At 54.9% G+C, this 20,060-nt stretch carries 22 protein-coding genes; 6 read left to right on the top strand and 16 right to left on the bottom strand.

Features of this window, described 5'->3' with window-relative positions; translation table 11 throughout:
* The 7 genes from ACUHMQ_RS06550 to murB all read right to left on the bottom strand — a co-directional run.
* Positions 1-142, bottom strand: a 142-nt coding sequence (locus ACUHMQ_RS06550) for a transposase (protein WP_445294650.1), incomplete at its 3' end; no start/stop codon positions are given.
* 236 nt (positions 143-378) lie between these two features.
* The gene (locus ACUHMQ_RS06545) at positions 379-1,362 is read right to left on the bottom strand and encodes a peptide ABC transporter ATP-binding protein (RefSeq protein WP_445294647.1); all 984 of its coding nucleotides are present in this window, start codon (positions 1,360-1,362) and stop codon (positions 379-381) included.
* Positions 1,355-2,332 carry an ABC transporter ATP-binding protein gene (locus ACUHMQ_RS06540; RefSeq protein ID WP_445294646.1) on the bottom strand — a complete coding sequence of 326 codons (978 nt, stop codon included), beginning with the start codon at positions 2,330-2,332 and terminating at the stop codon, positions 1,355-1,357. Before ACUHMQ_RS06540 ends, ACUHMQ_RS06545 begins: the two co-directional genes overlap by 8 nt.
* Before the next feature lie 184 nt (positions 2,333-2,516).
* A complete protein-coding gene (locus ACUHMQ_RS06535; RefSeq protein ID WP_445294645.1) occupies positions 2,517-3,422 on the bottom strand; it encodes an ABC transporter permease subunit in 906 nt (301 codons plus the stop codon).
* A gap of 10 nt (positions 3,423-3,432) precedes the next feature.
* The gene (locus ACUHMQ_RS06530; RefSeq protein ID WP_445294644.1) at positions 3,433-4,443 is read right to left on the bottom strand and encodes an ABC transporter permease subunit; all 1,011 of its coding nucleotides are present in this window, start codon (positions 4,441-4,443) and stop codon (positions 3,433-3,435) included.
* 83 nt (positions 4,444-4,526) lie between these two features.
* On the bottom strand, positions 4,527-5,108 hold the full coding sequence (locus ACUHMQ_RS06525; RefSeq protein WP_445294643.1) for a P-loop NTPase family protein: 582 nt from the start codon (positions 5,106-5,108) through the stop codon (positions 4,527-4,529).
* The gene (murB, locus tag ACUHMQ_RS06520; RefSeq protein ID WP_445294642.1) at positions 5,102-6,100 is read right to left on the bottom strand and encodes a UDP-N-acetylmuramate dehydrogenase; all 999 of its coding nucleotides are present in this window, start codon (positions 6,098-6,100) and stop codon (positions 5,102-5,104) included. Before murB ends, ACUHMQ_RS06525 begins: the two co-directional genes overlap by 7 nt.
* Before the next feature lie 70 nt (positions 6,101-6,170).
* Here murB and ACUHMQ_RS06515 point away from each other — a divergent pair, with 70 nt between their 5' ends.
* The 5 genes from ACUHMQ_RS06515 (at position 6,171) to ACUHMQ_RS06495 (ending at position 9,580) form a co-directional block, all read left to right on the top strand.
* Positions 6,171-6,905, top strand: a complete 735-nt coding sequence (locus ACUHMQ_RS06515) for a substrate-binding periplasmic protein (protein WP_445294641.1) — start codon at positions 6,171-6,173, stop codon at positions 6,903-6,905.
* 271 nt (positions 6,906-7,176) lie between these two features.
* A complete protein-coding gene (locus ACUHMQ_RS06510; protein ID WP_445294640.1) occupies positions 7,177-7,443 on the top strand; it encodes a BufA1 family periplasmic bufferin-type metallophore in 267 nt (88 codons plus the stop codon).
* A 60-nt stretch (positions 7,444-7,503) separates the two neighbouring features.
* Positions 7,504-8,337, top strand: coding sequence for an MNIO family bufferin maturase (gene bufB, locus ACUHMQ_RS06505; RefSeq protein ID WP_445294639.1), 834 nt, complete (start codon positions 7,504-7,506; stop codon positions 8,335-8,337).
* The gene (locus ACUHMQ_RS06500) at positions 8,334-9,104 is read left to right on the top strand and encodes an HvfC/BufC family peptide modification chaperone (RefSeq protein WP_445294638.1); all 771 of its coding nucleotides are present in this window, start codon (positions 8,334-8,336) and stop codon (positions 9,102-9,104) included. Before bufB ends, ACUHMQ_RS06500 begins: the two co-directional genes overlap by 4 nt.
* The gene (locus ACUHMQ_RS06495) at positions 9,101-9,580 is read left to right on the top strand and encodes a DoxX family protein (protein ID WP_445294637.1); all 480 of its coding nucleotides are present in this window, start codon (positions 9,101-9,103) and stop codon (positions 9,578-9,580) included. Before ACUHMQ_RS06500 ends, ACUHMQ_RS06495 begins: the two co-directional genes overlap by 4 nt.
* Positions 9,581-9,944: 364 nt before the next feature.
* Here ACUHMQ_RS06495 and ACUHMQ_RS06490 read toward each other — a convergent pair whose 3' ends face one another.
* From ACUHMQ_RS06490 to ACUHMQ_RS06450, 9 genes are all read right to left on the bottom strand, one after another.
* Positions 9,945-10,571, bottom strand: coding sequence for a hypothetical protein (locus ACUHMQ_RS06490; protein WP_445294636.1), 627 nt, complete (start codon positions 10,569-10,571; stop codon positions 9,945-9,947).
* Positions 10,516-13,275 (bottom strand): phosphoenolpyruvate carboxylase, encoded by a 2,760-nt coding sequence (gene ppc / locus ACUHMQ_RS06485; RefSeq protein WP_445294635.1) that lies wholly within the window; start codon positions 13,273-13,275, stop codon positions 10,516-10,518. Before ppc ends, ACUHMQ_RS06490 begins: the two co-directional genes overlap by 56 nt.
* A 264-nt stretch (positions 13,276-13,539) precedes the next feature.
* On the bottom strand, positions 13,540-15,060 hold the full coding sequence (gene ubiB, locus ACUHMQ_RS06480) for a ubiquinone biosynthesis regulatory protein kinase UbiB (protein WP_445294634.1): 1,521 nt from the start codon (positions 15,058-15,060) through the stop codon (positions 13,540-13,542).
* A 32-nt stretch (positions 15,061-15,092) separates the two neighbouring features.
* Positions 15,093-15,803, bottom strand: a complete 711-nt coding sequence (locus ACUHMQ_RS06475; RefSeq protein WP_445294633.1) for an alanyl-tRNA editing protein — start codon at positions 15,801-15,803, stop codon at positions 15,093-15,095.
* Entirely contained in the window at positions 15,803-16,369 is a 567-nt protein-coding gene (locus tag ACUHMQ_RS06470; RefSeq protein ID WP_445294632.1) for a ubiquinone biosynthesis accessory factor UbiJ, read from the bottom strand. The genes ACUHMQ_RS06475 and ACUHMQ_RS06470 overlap by 1 nt, the downstream gene beginning before the upstream one ends.
* 5 nt (positions 16,370-16,374) lie before the next feature.
* Positions 16,375-16,998 carry an NYN domain-containing protein gene (locus ACUHMQ_RS06465; RefSeq protein WP_445294631.1) on the bottom strand — a complete coding sequence of 208 codons (624 nt, stop codon included), beginning with the start codon at positions 16,996-16,998 and terminating at the stop codon, positions 16,375-16,377.
* Positions 16,999-17,306: 308 nt separating this feature from the next.
* The gene (locus ACUHMQ_RS06460; RefSeq protein ID WP_445294630.1) at positions 17,307-17,972 is read right to left on the bottom strand and encodes a hypothetical protein; all 666 of its coding nucleotides are present in this window, start codon (positions 17,970-17,972) and stop codon (positions 17,307-17,309) included.
* A gap of 48 nt (positions 17,973-18,020) precedes the next feature.
* A complete protein-coding gene (gene ubiE / locus ACUHMQ_RS06455; protein WP_445294629.1) occupies positions 18,021-18,758 on the bottom strand; it encodes a bifunctional demethylmenaquinone methyltransferase/2-methoxy-6-polyprenyl-1,4-benzoquinol methylase UbiE in 738 nt (245 codons plus the stop codon).
* 16 nt (positions 18,759-18,774) lie between these two features.
* The gene (locus ACUHMQ_RS06450) at positions 18,775-19,149 is read right to left on the bottom strand and encodes a gamma-butyrobetaine hydroxylase family protein (protein WP_445294628.1); all 375 of its coding nucleotides are present in this window, start codon (positions 19,147-19,149) and stop codon (positions 18,775-18,777) included.
* A gap of 215 nt (positions 19,150-19,364) precedes the next feature.
* Between ACUHMQ_RS06450 and phoB the strand changes: the two genes are divergently transcribed.
* A complete protein-coding gene (phoB, locus tag ACUHMQ_RS06445) occupies positions 19,365-20,051 on the top strand; it encodes a phosphate regulon transcriptional regulator PhoB (protein ID WP_445294627.1) in 687 nt (228 codons plus the stop codon).
* The last annotated feature ends 9 nt before the right edge of the window (positions 20,052-20,060 follow it).

The following is a 20,060-nucleotide window of genomic DNA, read 5'->3' as shown; positions in this document are numbered from 1 at the left end:
TGTAGATGGTGTTCCAGCCGCCAAAAGCACTGGGCAGATCTCGCCATGGACAGCCCACGCGCATCCGGTAGAGCATTCCCTCAACGGTCATTCGCAGATACGGCTTGTGGTAAATGGTTTGCTGAAGAAGAATTTTCTCCAGCTTCGATCAAAGCTCGTCACTGAGCATCAATCGGGGCATAGCAAACCCGCAGGGTGATTGGTATAGGAACCGTAATTCTGCGGGTTTGCTGCGCTTCTTCAATATACCGAAGTCAAAACGTCAACAGACCCTAGAGCGAGACAAGGCGAAAACACCCGAGGAAGCGGAGTTTACGAGTGGTAAATGAGCATTCCGAGAGTGTTTTTAACGCCGTATCGCAGAGGCGCAACAGATCTTTAAGCGTTAACTTCCTCTGCCCGGTGACACGCCACCAACCTATCAGCCACCTGCCGCAACTGCGGCACCTCGGCCTTGCAGCGCTCCACCACATGCGGGCACCGCTTATGGAAAGAACAACCGGAAGGCGGATTGAGCGGACTGGGCAACTCGCCGGTGATCTTGATCTTGATACGCCGGTCTTCCTCACGAATCGCAGGCGTCGCACTCATCAAAGCCTGGGTATAGGGGTGCATCGGCTTGGCATAGATACTGGTCTTGCTGCCGTATTCCACCGTCGAGCCCAGGTACATCACCATCAAATCGTCGGCAACATGCTCCACCACGCTGAGGTTGTGGGAGATAAACACATAACCCGTGTTGAACTCCTCTTGCAGGTCCATGAACAGGTTCAGAATCTGCGCCTGGATCGACACATCAAGCGCCGACACAGGTTCATCGGCCACCACGATCTTGGGGTTCAGAATCATGGCGCGGGCAATCGCGATGCGCTGGCGTTGACCACCCGAGAACATATGCGGATAACGATGCACATGCTCAGGCCTCAAGCCGACCTTGGCAACGATGGCATCGATCTTCTCACGCCGGGCCGCCTTCGATAGCGCTGTGTTGATCATCAGCGGCTCGTTCAAGGTGTCGACGATAGTCTTGCGTGGATTCAGCGATGCATAAGGGTTTTGAAACACCATCTGCACTTTGCTGCGCATAGCCTTCAACGTCGCGTAGTCAGCCTTGGCTACATCCACCCCTTCAATATTCAGCGTACCCGAGGTGGCAGGCTCAATCATTGTGAGCTGACGCGCCAGCGTCGACTTGCCGCAACCGGACTCTCCGACAACCGCCAGTGTGCGCTTGGCTTGCAAGCTGAAGGACACGCCATTGAGCGCCTTCACTGTTGCCCGTCCTTTCAAGAAGCCTTTGCTGACTTCGTAGTAGCGGGTCAGGTCGTTCGCGACCAACAAATCCTGCTTGAGATCAGACATGACTGCTCCCTCCGGCATTCAAGGGGAAGAAGCAGCGCACACGGCCAGCCTCACCCAGTAGTTGCGGGCGTTCGCCACGGCAACGGTCTTGCACATAACGGCAACGCGGGCTTAACAGGCAGCCCTTGGGTCGGTCGTAATGACCAGGGACAATACCTGCAAGAGCAGACAGGCGCTTGGCACCCTTGTTATGTTCAGGAATCGCATCGAGCAAGGCCTGGGTATAGGGGTGGTGCGGCGCACGGAAGAGCTGCTCAACAGTCGCTTCCTCCACCACCTGGCCCGCATACATCACGCAGATGCGCTTGGCCATTTCCGCCACCACAGCCAAATCATGGGTAATCATGATCAAGCCCATGTTGTGCTCTTTCTGCAGCCGCCCCAGCAAATCCATGATCTGCGCCTGGATAGTCACATCAAGCGCCGTCGTGGGTTCATCGGCAATCAGAAGCTTAGGATTGCAGGCAATGGCAACCGCAATCATCACCCGCTGGTTCATACCCCCAGAGAGCTGATGCGGATAGGCGTTCAACCGGCTCTTGGCATCCGGAATCTCAACCAGTTCCAAAAGCTCCAACGCCCGCTTATCCAGCGCAGCACCGCGTAAGCCCATGTGAATCTTGAGCGATTCCTTGATCTGAAAACCCACCGTATAGGCCGGGTTCAAACTGGTCAGCGCGTCCTGGAAGATCATGGAGATGTCTTTGCCGACGATCTTGCGCCGCTGGCTGGCCGACAGTTTGAGCAAGTCGTGGCCATCGAACATCAGCTCATCGGCGGTCACACGGCCAGGTGCATCGATCAGGCCCATCAGCGCCATCATGGTCACCGACTTACCAGAGCCCGACTCACCGACAATACCGACCAGCTCGCCGCGGTCGATCTCAAAATCCAAACCATCGACAGCGGGGAAAGGATGCGCTTTCGAGCCGAACTCGACACGCAGATTCTTGATTTTCAAAAGACTCATGTAGCGCTCTCCATGGCGACTCGAAGGTAAACACCTGCGAGCGGCAACGAGGCTCCTTCGCAGCAGCGAAGGCGGAGGGAGTGGGACAAATCAACGGGAATGGGTCGGGCTCCCGCTGCACTCAAGCGTCCGGAAATACCGGGCAAAGTGATGAAATAGGGATAAAGAGACATGGTCTACGACCTTAAGCAGCGCGCTTCAGGCGTGGATCAAGCGCATCACGTAGACCATCACCCATCAGGTTGATGGACAACACCGAGATCAATATCGTCAGACCAGGCATGGTAACAACCCAAGGTGCACGCTCGATATAGTCACGCGCAGCCGACAGCATGGTGCCCCACTCAGGCGTGGGTGGCTGTACGCCAAGGCCTAGGAAGCCCAATGCTGCAGCTTCCAAAATCGCGCTGGAGAAACCCAGGGTCGCGTTGACAATCAGCGGTGCCATACAGTTAGGCAGCACGGTGACAAACATCAACCGCAGCGTACCTGCCCCGGCAACCCGGCTGGCAGTCACGTACTCCTTGTTGATCTCGGCCATGGCTGCGGCACGGGTCAGGCGTACATAGCTTGGCAGGGTGCCGATGGCGATGGCGATCATAGTGTTGATCAGGCCAGGCCCCAGGATGGTGATAATACAGATGGCCAATAGCAACGATGGCAAGGCCAGCATGATGTCCATCAAACGCATGATGGCCGGGCTGAGATAGCGCTGGAAAAACGCCGCGACCAAGCCAAGCACGATGCCGGGAATCATCGACATCACCACGGACATGAAGGCGATCATCAACGAAACACGGGCGCCATGGATAAGGCGAGACAGGATATCGCGCCCCAACTCATCCGTACCCAGCAGGTAGGTCTGGAGGCCATCTTTCGCCCAGGAAGGTGGCGTCAGCATATGGTCGCGATACTGCTCAATCGGGCTGTGCGGCGCGATCACATCGGCGAACAATGCGCAAAACAGAATAAACAGGAAGATGAACAGGGCTACCAGCGCACCCTTGTTCGCAGAGAAGCTCTGCCAGAACTCCTTCATCGGGGAAGGAAAGCTCGGCGTGGTCTCGTTGGCTTGAACCGTTGTTGTCATGGCGCAGTCCTTATTTAGCCGAGCGGATGCGCGGGTTCACCACGCCGTAGAGAATATCCACAATCAGGTTCACCACAATGAAGATGGTGGCCGAAACCAGAATGCCCGCCTGTACTACCGGGTAATCACGGCGCGAAATCGAATCAACCAGCCACTTGCCGATGCCGGGCCAGGAGAAGATGGTTTCGGTCAGCACAGCACCGGCCAATAAAGTTCCGGTTTGCAGGCCAATCACCGTAATCACCGGGATAAGCGCATTACGCAGGGCATGCACCACCACCACGCGGACGGGCGCCAAGCCCTTGGCGCGTGCTGTGCGGATATAGTCTTCGCGCAGCACTTCCAGCATCGATGAACGCGTCATCCGCGCAATCACTGCCAGCGGAATCGTACCGAGCACAATCGTAGGCAGAATCAAATGCATCACCGCAGACTTGAACGCGCCCTCTTCACCGGAATACCAACTATCGATCAAGAGAAAGCCGGTACGAACCGGGATGTCGTACTCAATCGCGATACGGCCCGATACCGGCGTCCACCCAAGACTGACCGAGAAGAACATGATCAAAATCAGGCCCCACCAGAAGATGGGCATGGAGTAACCGGTCATGGCCGCGCCCATTACGCCGTGGTCGAAAATCGAACCGCGTTTCAACCCGGCGATCATCCCGGCAGGCAGGCCAAGCAAAACAGCAAATAACAGTGCGCACATCGCCAATTCGACTGTGGCGGGGAACAGGGCCAGGAATTCCTTGGTCACAGGTTCACGCGTCACCAGACTGATGCCCAGATCACCCTCGGTCAGCTTGTTCAGATAGGTGAGGTACTGCACATGCAGTGGCTGGTCCAAACCCAACCGCTTCATGGCTGCCGCGTGCATTTCAGGATCAAGCCGACGTTCGCCGACCATCACCTCGATCGGATCACCCGGAATCATGCGGATCAGGGCGAAGGCGACCAGCGTGATGCCGATAAAGGTCGGGATCACTGTCGCCAATTTCCTGAGGATAAAGGAAAACATAGGGTTCCTCCGTTCAGCCAAGAGTCGCCCGGCCGGGGTTGGGAAAAGCGCGCGATGTTACTCGCGACTTACGTCAACGGCAATTACCAAGCATCGCCCGAGCAAGCGCTTGGTGCCGGCGCCAAGGAAACAGGGAACGAGGACAACCAAGCTTCCAGCGCTGCTGGTGTGTGCAAGCGCGCTACCAACACGCCTTGCGCAGCCATTTCATCCAATAACTGAGGTAGCTCGCGCCGGCGACGCCAATAAGTCTGGAAAAACCAAAGCAGGATGGAGTCGCGGCTCAGTACTTTACTCAAATGCTCACGATTTCCTGCCCATAGCGGTTCCGCCCTACCCACACGGCGCACTGTGCGCCCCAGCAAGCGCGACAGATTGCGCCAAAAACCGTAATCAAGCCAGATCACAAGGTCGGTTTGGGGCAAATAAAGATCGCGTACTGCAGAATAATTACCGTCGACTATCCAACCAGGTGCCCGCAAAGCGTGCATGACGCGCTGACGGAATACCTCCAGTTCAGCAGGTTGCCAGCCAGGCTCCCAATACAATGCATCCAATTCGATATGCGCAATATGCCAACGCTGGCCTAATGCGCGCGCCAAGGTCGTCTTGCCTGCACCCGTCGTGGCCGTGATCCAAACGTGCCGTACCGGCCGCGCTACCACCAGATGGGCTCCGGCGTAAGCGCTACACCGAACTGCTTAGCCACATCAGCTTGTACTGCCTGCATCAGCGCCTTTACATCTGCCGCGCCAGCACCACCGTGGTTGACCAACACCAGGGCTTGCTTGTCGTACATGCCTACCTGCCCTAGCCGCTTACCCTTCCACCCTGCCTGTTCGATCATCCAGCCAGCTGCGAGCTTTACCCGGCCATCTTCTTGCGGGTAGTTGACCAGCCCTGGAAAACGCTCGCGCAATGCTGCTGCCACCTCGGCGCTCACCACCGGGTTGTGGAAAAAGCTGCCTGCGTTACCGATAACCGCCGGGTCGGGCAGTTTGCTTTGCCGTGTAGCAATCACCGCGTCGGCCACAGCTTGCGGTGTGATCTCCTGGCCATCAAGCCGGGCTCGCAAATCACCATAATCAAGCTTGGCCTCCCACTGCTTGGGTAAACGGAACAAAACTTCCGTAATCAACCATCTTCCTGCCTGCCCGTGCTTGAAAATACTGTCGCGGTAACCGAATTCACAGTGTTCAGGTGTGAAAAGGCAGACTGAACCATCCTCCAGACTCAACGCTGCCAGACCGTGGAAGCGATCTTTCAGCTCCACACCATAAGCGCCGATGTTCTGAATGGGTGCCGCCCCAACCGTACCGGGAATCAACGACAGGTTCTCCAGACCAGGCCAGCCTTGTTCCAGCGTCCACTGTACGAAGTCATGCCAGTTCTCACCCGCCGCGGCCGCCACGTACCAAGCGTATTCATCCTCTCCCAGCAAGGTACGACCGACCAGTTCCACCCGAATCACCGTACCTCCCACCCGCTCACCCGGCACCAGATTGCTGCCGCTGCCCAATACCCGCAAAGGACGCTCGGCTTCGGCCAGCAAAGCCTGAAGCTGGTGGCCATCGGTAAAGTGGACCAGACATTCGGCTTGGGCACGCAATCCTAGAGTGTGCAACGGCCCCAAATCGCAGGCGGTATGGGTAGACATAGAATCCACGGATAAAATTGAATCGCCTGATTATACTGGCCGTATCCCTTCCACCAAGGTGGTATCGTCTATGATGGTTCGCGCGCTGCTGGCTTTCCTGCTCTGCTTGGCAGTGCATGCCGGTGGGGTGCATGCCTATACCGAAGACCTGCCCCCTTTCAACCTATTGAATGAGCACGGGGAACCCAGTGGCTACGCGGTCGAAGTACTGAGTTTACTGATGAAAGAAGCAAATCAGGAGTACAAGCTCGAACTCGTACCTTGGGCACGCGCACTCAGTCTCGCAAAACAACAGCCTGATACTTTGGTGTTCACTATCGCACGTACACCAGAGCGTGAGGTCTACTTCCATTGGATTGGACCCTATGCCTCTCGGGTAACCTCCCTGCTGCGACTAAGCAGCTCGGAAGCCCGGGCCAGTACGCTGACCGAGGCACGCCGCTTTCGTGTTGCAGTACTCAATGGCGACGTCGGCATGGACATGCTGCTAGCCCAGGGATTCGTACGCGGCTTCAATTTGATTACCGTCGACAAGCGTAACGACCTAATCAAACTATTGCAGCTCAAGTCAGTGGATTTCGTGGCAGGTAATCCGGCGATGATGCGATACGTGGCAAGCCGTACAGAATTACCGGTGGACCAGCTTGTGACGGAGCTGACCATGAGCAAGCGTACCGACGGCTACTACTTTGCGCTGAATCGTCAGTCCGACCCGGAAATTGTGCAACGGCTGCAGAGCGCTTTTGAACGCCTCCAGTCCAACAATGTGCTTGAGCCGCTCAAACGCAAATATCAGATCGACTAAGGGCTATTAATCATTCGGGCGCGGCTAAACGCAAGAAGCTTCAACGCATATGACAAGCGTGCAGATACGCCAGACCCCCCGCAGGCTGCTGGTAGTCTGCCTAACATCACCCGATCCAAGCCGGGTAAGCCTATCTGGTTCAGCCCTCGTTCATTCCATCATGCATAAATTTAATTTCACGATTGCGTGTAATGGATCCTGAGCTATGCTCGACTAAGGCTCACGGTACAAACGTAACCGCCCTACTTATTGACGCAAACAGGAGTTTGAAATGGACAAGAAACAAGCCCTTATCGCCGGTGCTTTGACTAGCCTCATCGCCATGGGTCTTTCCACGGGTGCAATGGCCGACGATAAGGCCGCCAAGGAAAAATGCTACGGTGTCGCCAAGGCTGGCAAGAATGACTGCGCCGCCACCAACGGCAGCCACAGCTGTGCTGGCCAAGCCAAGGCCGACAATGACCCGAACGAGTGGAAGTTTGTTGCCAAGGGCACCTGCGAAAAAATGGGTGGCAGCACCCAGCCAGGCAAAAAGTAATCTGGCCTAGGTAATACGTAACGGGCGGCCTTGGCTGCCCGTTTTTCTTTTGGATACACCATGCCTTACCCTACCCTACCCCACGCAGCAGGCATCGGTCTGCGCCTGCCCCATATCCGCCAGGTACTGGCGGAACGTCCGGCAATCGCTTGGTTGGAAGTCCACCCTGAAAATTATTTCGGTGGTGGCGCCAACCTCGCGGCACTAACGGCTATTCGCGCCGACTATCCACTAAGCCTGCATGGCGTTGGGTTAGGCATCGGCTCCGCTTGTGGGCTCGATGTGCAGCATCTTGCTAAATTCCGTAGCCTGATCGAGCGGCTGGAACCAGCCAGTGTATCGGAACACCTCTGTTGGAACCGCACCGCTAGGGAATGCTTCAACGATCTGCTACCACTACCATATAGCCAGGCTGCACTGGACTTTATGGTCACGCAGGTCGAGCAGGCCCAGGAAGCGCTGGGTCGATGCCTGTTGATAGAGAACCTGTCGAGTTATATCGCCTTCCACGATGATGCCATTCCCGAGGGCGAGTTCCTTGCAGCACTGGCGCAACGCAGCGGCTGCGGCCTGTTGCTCGACCTGAACAATCTTTATGTAAACCAGCACAACCTGGGCCGCGATGCCCGCGTTGCCATCAATGCATTACCCACCGATGCTGTTGGTGAAATTCATGTCGCCGGCTTCGAGGAGCGCGAGGACGGGCTATGGTTAGATACACACGGCACCCCGGTTCGTGAAGACGTCTGGGACCTGCTTGAGTTTGCATTGCACCGGTTTGGACCACAGCCAGTTTTGCTGGAACGCGATACACACCTGCCACCGCTGGCCGAATTACTGGCAGAAGCTGACCGAGCCCAAACCATCCTGAATAAGCAAGGCGCACTGGTATGAATCTGGACGATCTGCAAAACCGCTTTATCGCCGCCACGCATGATGCAACGCTTGCCGACGATTTGTTCGGCCAATACGCCCGTGGCGCAACCGCCTACGCCAACAATACCTTGTTCAACCGGGCCGATGCGCTGGCCGAGGCCTACCCAGTTGTTCTGCAGCTGGTAGGCGATGAATTCTTTGGTGGTATGGCACGCGCCTATGCGCGGCTCACCCCATCCCTGTCTGGCGATATGAATGTCTATGGTAATAGCTTCCCGGCATTCATCGCCTCGTTTGAACCGGCCCAAGACCTGCCTTATCTTGCCGATGCAGCTCGGCTGGATTGGTACTGTCACTTGGCTTACTACGCTGCCGACTGCGAAATGCTGCGTTTCGATGCACTCGCCGCCGTGCTGGGTGAACAGCAAGCCCACCTCAACTTCGTGCTCGCCCCCGCCGTTAGTCTTCTACGTTCACCCTGGCCTGTTGCCAGCCTATGGCGTGCTCACCAACCGCTGGAACAGGATGCTGCCAATGCCTTCCCATCGCCCGATCAAGGTGGCGAGCTCGTGTTGGTCTGGCGCAATGCACGTAATCGGGTACAGGTTCGGCGCTTATTACCTGCCGAGTTTGCCTTCCTGAACGCCTGCCAACAGGCCTTGCCGCTACCTGAAGCGTTAGAGCGGGCACTTGATGAAGATATGGAATTTGATTTTGGACTGTCATTACAACGCTGGGTAACCGACCAAGTCATTGTCGATTTTCAACTGGACTCAAAATCATGAATGCAATACTGACCCGTACTCTGGCAATCGGCCAGAAAGCCAGCGCACTGCTTGAGTGCTACTTCGCCCCGATTGCCGACTTGGTGGTAAGACTTTATATCGCCAATGTGTTCTTCAGTTCCGGCCTGACCAAAATCCAGGACTGGGACACCACAGTGTTTCTCTTTACCGAGGAATACCACGCACCACTATTGCCGCCGAATGTTGCTGCGTTTGCGGGCACCGCCGGGGAGTTGGTTTTCCCTGTGCTACTGGCACTGGGGTTGGCAGGCAGGTTCGGTGCATTAGGACTGTTTGGTGTGAACGTGATGGCCGTAATCTCTTACTGGCACGTATTGGGCACACCAGAGCAAGCCGCAGGTCTGACCCAGCACATACTCTGGGGCTTGTTGTTAGTAACACTGATTGCCCACGGACCGGGCAAGCTGTCGCTTGATGCGTTGATCCAGCGTTTCGTGTGCGGCAAGAAGGCCTAAGCGATCTTACTGCGCAGCTGTGATCAGGGCTCATGTGCTGCTCTGCACCCTGCTGACAGCTGCTCGCTATAGGTCGCCAGCAAGTCCTGCAAAGTCTCACGAGCTAAAGCAAGATAAGGCGAAAACGCCCGAGGAAGCAGAGTTTACAAGTGGTAAATGAGCATTCCGAGGGCGTTTTTAACGCAGTATTGCTGACGCGCAGCAGACTCTTAACAAATTCTAAGAACCTGTTCACGATCTGTCGCGAGCTGCTGTCAGCAGGGTGCAGAGCAGCGCAGAAACCGGAGTGTACTTAGGTACATGAGGATTTCGAGCAGCACATAAGCCATGATCACAGCTGCGCAGTAAGATCGTGGACAGGTTGCTAGTTTGGGGTCATCGGTTTTACTCTCTCCCGATTCCCCATATTCCAACGCGCACAGTACCACTTGGTCTTCTGGTTGGTGAGGCTGGTCAATACACTCATCGTATCGGTCATATAACGTAGGCCATTGAGCGTTTGTACCGGCTTGAACTCCACTTTCAACGTTTCCTCAATCGTACGCTTCACGCTCTCGACCGGCTGATCGAACAACGCGCCTATCATCAGCGCCTGACTGGTATCAAGGTTGACGAACATCTCCAGCGTAGCTGCACCACCAAGAGTAGCGTTTTGCGAGGCCCACCACCGAGCTTCACCCCAGTCGCGAATAGACTTCTGTAAATGGCGATTAAAGTAGTCATGCCAGAAGGCGGTACTCCACTCAGAGCGGCACAATAGCGCCGCCTCGACCTTATCGTTGAAATCGATAGGCAAGGCATGCACCTGGCCAAGCAAGGCCAGGGCAAGCACACCACGCAAAAGAGAAAATCGGCCGGTATGGCCACAAACACCCCGCTCAGCAGATAACTGATGGGAGAACAAAGCGGGTATTACCGGTCGATAGCCACGCTCGTCAGCCGCTATTGCGCAACCCGGCGGCAATCCCGTTGATGGTGAGATGAATCGCATACATCACATCCTCACTCTCGTCCCCCTCGCGGCAGCGCTTGAGCAGGTCGACTTGCAGATGGTTGAGCGGATCCAGATAGGGTAGCCGGTTCTTCAGGCTGCGCGCTAGTAATGGATTGTCGCCAAGCAATTCCTTGTGGCTGGTTATCGCCAGCACCGCATCCACCGATCGCCGCCACTCCGCCTTGATGCGGCCGAATATACGCTGCGCAATGTCGGCGTCTTTGACCAAACCGGCATAGCGTCTGGCCAAATGGATATCGCTCTTAGCCAGCACCATCTCCATATTGCTGATAGTTGTGCGAAAGAATGGCCAGTCACGATAAAGCCCTGCCAACTCTTCGATGGCAGCGTCGCCTTTTTCCTCACGATACGCCGCAATCGCGGTGCCAAAGCCATACCAGCCCGGCAACATCAAACGGTTCTGTGCCCAGGAAAATACCCACGGAATAGCGCGCAAATCGGCAATGCTATTGGTCGCCTTACGCGCGGCCGGCCGGCTGCCGATATTGAGCTTGGCGATTTCCGAAATCGGCGTCGCTTCGCGGAAGTAGGTAATGAAGTCGGGTGTGGCATAAACCAGATCACGGTATTCGCGGTAGGCGATATCAGAGAGTTTTTCCATCAGTGCCAAACGTTCTGGCGTATCGGCATCGAGTGCCTTGGCCCCGGGAAAACTCGCGCTCAATGTCGCGGCGAGGATAGTCTCCAGATTACGCCGTCCCACTTCAGCATCCGAATACTTGGCTGCGATGATTTCACCTTGCTCGGTAATACGAATCTGCCCCGCCACGGAGCCTGCCGGCTGGGCCAGGATAGCTTCGTAGCTCGGGCCACCGCCGCGCCCCACCGAACCGCCACGCCCATGGAACAAACGCAGCTTCACCCCGGCCTGGTGGAACACATCCACCAATTTGACCTCGGCTTTGTAAAGCTCCCAGTTTGAAGTCAGGTAACCGCCATCCTTGTTGCTGTCGGAATACCCAAGCATGATCTCCTGCACGCCCTGGCGTTGCGCAACCAGTTGCATCCATTGCGGCAAGGCAAAGAGTTCCCGCACGATCTGGTCACTGCCACGCAAGTCAGGGATCGTTTCGAACAAGGGGATGATATTGATGGCAGCGTGTGGCTTGGGTGCAAGCGCAATCAAGCCCACTTCCTTAAGCAGCACCGCCACTTCCAGGAGGTCGGACACGCTTTGTGCGTTTGAAATAATGTAGTTGGGCAGCGCCGCCAAACCATACTTCTGCTGTACTTCCGCTGCAGTACGGTAGATACCCAGCTCTTTCGCACTGTCTTCGCTGTATTCCACATAAGGCGTGACCAACAGGCGAGCACTGGCGAGTTCGCGCAGTAATACTGTACGGCGTTCTGTTTCATTCAACGCCATATAGTCTTCGAGGCCAGCCTTCTGAAAGAGCTCGGCCACCACCTTTTCATGCACATTGCTGTGCTGCCGCATATCGAGCGGCGCAAGGTGAAAACCAAATACTTCCACAGCCCGGATTAACCTACGTAGGCGGCCACTAGCCAGAATAGCCGAGCCATGGCCAGCCAAGGAATTGCTGACAGCACGCAGATCATCCGCCAGCTCCTTCGCACCGCCATAGGGGACCGCACCCTCAAAAGGCAGGATGTAGGCACGGAACCTACCCAGAATATGCGCTGTCGCCAAAATACGCTGGCGAATGGCTGCCATGGCCTGCCGGTAAGGCTCCTCAGCCCGGCTTGCAGGCTGGTTAGGCGAGCGCTGGGCGATATCACGCACGGCTTCGCTGACTTCCACCATGCGTGAGGACATGCTCAATTCACCTTCAAGCTTCGTGGCTTCCTCGAAGTAAAAGTCGAAGGCAACCGCAGCTTGGCGTGCTATCGCATGCAGGGTCACATCCGGCACTACGAACGGGTTGCCGTCACGATCCCCCCCAATCCAGCAGCCGACGTGCATGAAGGTGGGTAGTTGTACCTCTTCCCCTGTCAGCTTGGTAAGGCGGTCTTCCAGTTCGATATAGATACGTGGCAGTTGCTTGAGAAAGGTAGAGCGAAAGTAACTAAGCCCATTCTCAATCTCATCTTTTACGGACAGTTTGAATGCACGGATTTCCCGGGTTTGCCAAAGCGTCAGCACCACACGCTGTAGCGCGGCGTCGTTCTCTTCCAACTCTTCCTGCGTCAACGTTTCCCTATCCCGCATACGCAAAGTACGGGCGATGGTGCGCTCGCAATCGAGCAAGGTCTTGCGCTGTACCTCGGTTGGATGGGCTGTGAGCACTGGTGCTATCAGGGTGGATGCCACCATATTCTTGATGGCTTCGGGAGAAACACCTCGCGCTGTCAACTCTTCCAATGAATGCGACAGACTGCCGCGCTGATCCTTGCTGCCCTGGATACGGTGGTAGCGCCGACGGCGATTGTGGTGCAAGTCCTCAGCAATATTGGAAAGATGCGAGAAATAGCTGAATGCGCGGGCTAATGCGATCGTGTTGTCGTCGCTCAGATTCGCCAGCGTTGCCGTCAATTCATCTGCGGCATTGGAGTCGGCTTCCCAGACAAAACGAACCGCCAGTTCACGGATGGCTTCGATCTGCTTGAGCGTGTCCTCTCCAGTTTCGTGACGGATCGTCTCAGCTAGCAACCTCGCCAGGAGGTCGAGATCCCGCTCCAGCGGCAGGTCCTTGGAGGTAGCGTTGTCGTAGAGGGTCATGACGTATCTCTTATTAGGATTGGGCGCAGCGGCGTATTACCCAATGTAGCGGAGTCACTGCACGTAGGGAATTACAGCCACGCTACATAGAGACACTTGGCAACGAACCAGTTCACCGTTTTGCTGCACTTCAAACACCAATATAGGTATTAGTGTTCGAAGCACACATGACAATACGGCTCACGACCTGTTCTAAGAACCTGCCCACGATCTTATTGCGCGTCTGCGATACGGCGTTGAACTCTGGTTCCAAGCAGGAAAAAGTTAACGCAGCACGACGGCCAGAACGACCAAAATCGCCGTCAGCACGCCAGCAATCACAGCCAGCCATTCATTACGCAACCGATGCAACTCGATCAGTTGCGCATTGGCTTCCTGCTGCTTGGCCTGACGAGCAGGGTCCGCCAAGGTGGTAATTGCACGGGGAAGCAAGGGGAGCGACTCAGCCCAATAAGGTGCCTCTTGCTTGATCTGGCGCAGGAGTGCCCGCCAGCCAATCTGCTCGTTCATCCAACGCTCAAGAAATGGCATGGCCGTTGCCCAAAGATCCAGATCAGGATCAAGCTGGCGCCCAAGCCCCTCGATATTCAAAAGGGTTTTTTGCAGTAGAACGAGCTGCGGTTGAATCTCGACATTGAATCGGCGCGATGTTTCAAACAGGCGCAACAGAATCTGGCCCAGGGAAATCTGGCTGATGGGCTTATCAAAGATAGGTTCACAAACCGTACGGATGGCAGCTTCCAGCTCACCGACCTTGGTTTCCTTTGGCACCCATCCGGATTCGATATGGGTAATGGCGACGCGCTTATAGTCCCGCTGGAAAAAAGCGAGGAAATTGATCGCCAAGTAGCGGCGGTCTTCATCGGCCAAGCTGCCGATAATGCCAAAGTCCAGTGCGATATAACGGTTGTCGGCAGAGACAAAGATATTGCCTGGGTGCATATCGGCATGAAAAAAACCATCGCGAAACACCTGAGTGAAGAAAATCTCCACACCGTAGCGACTGAGCTTTTTCAGGTCGATACCCTCAGCCTGCAGCTTCTCAATCTGGGAGATAGGGGTACCCTCCATCCACTCCATCACCATCACTTCGCGACTGGTGTAATCCCAGAATACCTCTGGCACCAGCAACATATTGCTGTTGAGGAAGTTACGCCTCAGTTGGCTGGCATTGGCAGCTTCCAGTTGCAGGTCCAACTCATCATGTAGATAGCGATCGAACTCAGCCACCACTTCACGCGGCCTGAGTCGCTTGCCATCGGAAAACAGCTTTTCCACCAGCCAGGCCATCACTTTCAACAGCGCCATATCCATTTCGATGATAGGGCGGATAGCTGGGCGCAACACCTTGACGGCTACACGCCGACCATCATGCATTTCCGCGTAATGCACCTGAGCAACGGAGGCCGATGCAACCGGTTGGGTATCGAACCGACGGAACAATTGCTCGGGTATCCGGCCCAGGCTTTGCTGGATGATCTTCGCGGCCAGATCGGAATCGAATGGCGGTACCTTGTCCTGTAAACGCGCAAGTTCATCCGCCAAGTCCACCGGCAAAAGATCGCGCCTTGTCGACAGCACCTGCCCGAATTTGACAAAGATAGGTCCCAGCTTTTCCATCGCCAGACGCAATCGTACTGCTCGCGGCGTATCGAACTTGCGCCAAAACAGCACGATGCTGACGAACCGCTCCAACCCACGTACACGCTCGTGACCCAGGATGAACTCATCCAGGCCATAGGCAAACACGATGCGGATGATTTTGAACAGGCGGAAAAGAAACATGTGGGAGCGGCCACCAAGGCCAATACAGAGTGTTAAGCCGCGAAAGCGATGATAACGCGCTTGTTTTGTTTACCTTCGGACTTGATCTTCTGCACGACCAACCTGCCGATTTCAGCAGTATTGCGTACATGGGTGCCACCACAGGGCTGCAAATCGGTCCCTGCCACTTCGATCAGTCGAACCTCCCCAGCACCACGAGGCGGTGAGACAGACATGGTCTTGATCAGCTCCGGCTGCGCATCGAGCTCTGCATCAGTAATCCAACGCTGGTCAACCGTGTGGCCTGCATCGACAAAGGCATTCAACCCCGTCTCGATAGCTTCTTTGTTCAATGCATCCATCTCAACCGCAAAATCGAGGCGGGCTTTGTCCTGTGCAACCTGCCCACCGGTGACGGGGGCCGCCACCACCGCGCAAAGCAGATGCAAGGCAGTGTGATAGCGCATGTGCGTATAGCGGCGATCCCAATCCAGCTGCAATTGAACCTGCTCGCCGAGCGCCGGATGGGCAGCATCATCGGCCAGCACATGCCATACCTCGTCTGGCCCACCGCCTTTGACGGTGTTGATAATCTGAATCGTCGTACCATCCGCCCGCAATATGTGGCCGATATCGCCTGGTTGACCACCGCCATTCGGGTAGAACACCGTGCGGTCGAACTGAATACCTCGCTCGCCGACAGCTGTCACATTAGCTGTACAGTTTTTAAGGTAGGCATCATCCCGGAACAACAGCTCGCTCATTATGGTTTGTCTCCATTTTCTAATTGGGCCAGCCGTTTGGTCAGCCGGGCCACATCATCGCGCAAGGTATCCACTTGGTTCACGAACTGATCCACTGAAGGGCGGGCAACGAGCATGCGCGCTTCTTCCTGCAGATACTCTGCCGTCGTTTCAGCCAAGTTACGTGCAATCGCGCGTGGATCGCCGACCATATTACGGGCTGTTTCAGCCAAACGGTGAGCGGGGATATCACCAAGCAGGCGGGCCAGATCGGCCTCAGCATCCCAATCGAGTGCCTGTAGCACCCGGCCTAGGGTACCGGCCAATTGTGCATCGCCACTGATTTGCAGCGAGCGCTCTGCAGCCGGGTCACGCAAGGCCAATCTGGGTAATAACCATGGCGGAATCAGAATACTGGCCTCTGGCTCCTTGGAGGCTGCCAGGAGCAGGCCATCGCTGCCGACCTCGAAATCCAGCCGGAAAGGCGGCACAGTCAATCGGGCGGTCTGCCCTGCATGATGTGCCAGTTCTTTACGCAGATCGGTGCGTTGTAGTAGGAGGTGATTAAGAACTGCCCGGCCCAGCATGCCAATTAAACCGGCTGCTCGTCGCCGTACCGTTCAACCTGACCTTCGCGCCAGCGATCCACAAAACGCAAGCGGCCACGCACAGGCTCAACATCCACCTCAATGATACGGCGGGCGTAAGGGCGCAATACATCGGCAATGCTGTTCAGCGAACCGATCAGGTAGAGATCGACATTCTCATACTCGACCAGATTCTGGACGGGCTCGTGGAAATCGCCATCACCCGCAAACAATGCGAGTTTGGTCCACTTACGCTTATGGAAAGAACGGGTCATGTGATAGACCAAACCCACATCCACAGCCTTTTGGGTAGTGATCTCGTAGTTGATATGGGTCTGCTCGGGATGGAGCACCGGACCACCACCAAGGTGGTTAGGCCAGTAGAGCTGCTTCTTTTGCAACCAGTAGTTCTTTACCCGAAGCCCCGGCCCCTTCGGATAGGGAAAAGACAATGCGTTGTGCAGCTTGGAAGACATGGCCTGATTGTCATCGGCATTGAAAAAGTAGCCTTCATCCACTTCATCATCAAGTTCTTCCTCGATCAGCCGTCTTAGTTCCAGATAGTTGATCTTGTCGCGGCCAAACGCCTTATAGGCATACGCACCGTCGATAAACAAACCGATAGTCATCTTGCTACTTCCATGAATGTATTAAGGTATGAAAACATTTTCATCGACCTGGTTCCTGCCTCCCGGTCGTTCACTTACAAACGCAATAGCGTTTTTAACCAGTTCGACCTCTACGGGGCGATACCGTTGTAACATTGCTGCATTACTAAACGATTAAATAGCCACACTCTATGCCATTTAATTGGCGTCGAATTGGAAATTCTATTCGACTTTCCCTTCTTATGGCTTAGAAAATTGCAATCAATTTTATTTTCGCCCAAAAATATAGAATAAAAAATCCAATTTCAGGTTGGGCTCCTACTTAAGAATCAGCGTAATAGCCAAAACAACATTTCAACCACATCCATCGTGGTATCTATCTTATCTATCAAACTCTCCTTCGCATTTTCACGTCTTTTAGCCTGATTCATCCGCTCCAGCGCAATTACCATGTCAGCTGTCTGGGCTGCCCCCCCGGCTCCTGCGCTTTGGCGATATTCAAGCAAGGCTTTGCTGACGGCTTCTTTATCCAGAACCGCAAATGGTGCACGACAATAGTTACAGGAATTCTGGTTACGAACATCCACCCTGGCACCGCAGCTGTTGCACTTGATTTGCGTAGCACTGGCGGCCAACTTCTGACATTCCTGTGGGTTCAGGTCGCGGACGAACTGCTTCTCCCGGAGAAAGTGCCAGAAGCTGATCAAGCGGCCATGCCCACCGCCACAACGGTAATAGGTGAAACGATTTTGACGCACCACATCCTGCGTAGACAGCAAGGTATCGGCACACCGCACACAAGTAAGCTTGGTATTTAAGGTCACCTGCTCGCCCATCGTTTCATGATGGGAGTGTAAGCGCTCGAACAACCCCACTACAGCAGCCGGTGTAAGTTGGGCACTTTCATACTGGTCGAACCAAATCAATCGGCAGCTGAAACAAATGTCCAACTCCAGCTCGCCACCCTGCTTACTGGGATAGTGCTCCACTTCCATGGGCACACTGCAATTCGGACAAGCTGCCATAAATAAACTATCTCGCTTCTAAATCTTGAAACCCTTGTGCAAGGCAACTACGCCTGCCGTCAGGTTATGGTAATCAACACGATCAAAGCCAACATCACGCATCATCTGTGCCAACTCCTCCTGACCTGGATGCATACGGATAGACTCCGCCAAATACTGGTAACTTGCAGCATCATTGGCGACCAGCTCGCCCATCTTCGGTAAGAGATTAAAGGAATAGAAATCGTAGATAGGCGCCAATGGCTTGGTCACCTTCGAGAACTCCAAGACCAGCAAGCGGCCACCGGGCTTCAGCACCCGCAGCATCTCGGACAATGCAATATCCTTATGCGTCATATTGCGCAGGCCAAATGCAACGCTGACGCAATCGAAGTAGTTGCTGGCAAACGGCAGTCGCTCTGCATCACACTGAGCGACAGGCAGCATGTAGCCTTTATCCAGCAGGCGGTCCCGCCCCACTGTCAGCATGGAACTATTAATATCAGTCAACCAGACTTGGCCTGTCTTCCCTGCCCGCTTGGCAAACGCCAGGGATAAATCTCCTGTTCCACCGGCAATATCCAGTACCTTCGCGCCTTCCCGTACCCCGCTCTGGGCGATCGTGAACGCTTTCCAGACCCGATGCAGGCCAGCAGACATCAAGTCATTCATGACGTCATATTTTTGGGCCACCGAATGGAACACTTCGGCAACCTTTTGGGATTTTTGCGACTCAGCAACTGTCTTGTAACCAAAATGGGTGGTGTTTTCGTTCATACCTTAATCACTCTCGTCAGTCCGCATCGCGGCTTAAGCCAGCCACAGCCAATCGATCCAGATAATCCTGCCAATTGGTCGCGTAATCGCGCCCCAAAGCGTACAAGGTATCCCAACCAAACAGTCCGCTGTCATGACCATCGCTAAAAATGAGTTTGACTGCGTAATGACCGATCGGTTCGATAGCCATAATGTTCACATCTCGTTTGCCCGGAACCGTCTTCATTGGTCCACCATGGCCTCTTACTTCAGCAGAGGGGCTGAAGACACGCAGGTACTCACATGGCAATGTGAATTGCGCTTCATCGTCGAACACAATTTCCAACATGCGGCTTACGCTGTGTAGTGTGATTCCGACAGGAATAGGGGTATCAGGGCTCAGTCCGGCCATAGCAGATTAATCAAATGGTTATAACCGACATCATACCGTGAGCTTGCACCGAAGGGTTTAGGCTACGAACAAATCAACCGCTATACAGCATTGAACTGAGAATTAAGCAGACTTGTAATATTTCGGTCATGCTGAGTACTTAAGCTCGCAATAAAGAACAGCAAACCGCCTATCTTTTACCCGTTTGCGATCACTTAGCCCAAAGGCCTACCGTCATGCCAGCCAATATTCTGCTTGTCGAAGATGAACCCGCGATTCAAGAACTGATTGCATTTAATCTGCAGCAGGCCGGCCACCATGTATTACGCGCCGACTCTGCCGAAGCCGGTATGCATCTGGTCAAGACCGCGCTGCCTGACCTTGTACTCCTGGATTGGATGCTGCCAGGGATGAGCGGCATCGAATTCTCCAAGAAGCTACGCGCTGACGAACGTACACGCCAAGTACCCGTCATCATGCTGACGGCCCGTTCTGAAGAAAGCGACAAGGTAATCGGACTAGAAACCGGTGCGGATGATTACATCACCAAGCCCTTCAGCCCGCGGGAATTACAGGCCCGTATCAAAGCGGTGCTACGTAGACGTGCCCCACAGATAACCGATGACGTGGTCGAAATCAAAGGATTGGCGCTCGACCCCGCTACGCACCGTGTCTCGGGGGATGGCATACGGCTTGACCTCGGGCCTACCGAATTCCGTCTGCTGCATTTCTTTATGACTCACCCCGAACGTGTGCATTCACGTTCTCAATTGCTTGACCACGTGTGGGGAGACCACGTCTTCGTAGAAGAACGTACTGTCGACGTGCATATCCGTCGTCTGCGTTCCGCGCTGGAAGCAACCGGCCACGATGCACTGATTCAGACAGTGCGTGGTACCGGCTACCGCCTCTCGGCACTATGAGCTCATGAT

It is taken from the genome of Chitinimonas violaceus (genome assembly GCF_052601015.1).
This window is presented reverse-complemented; position numbering and strand designations above follow the sequence as displayed.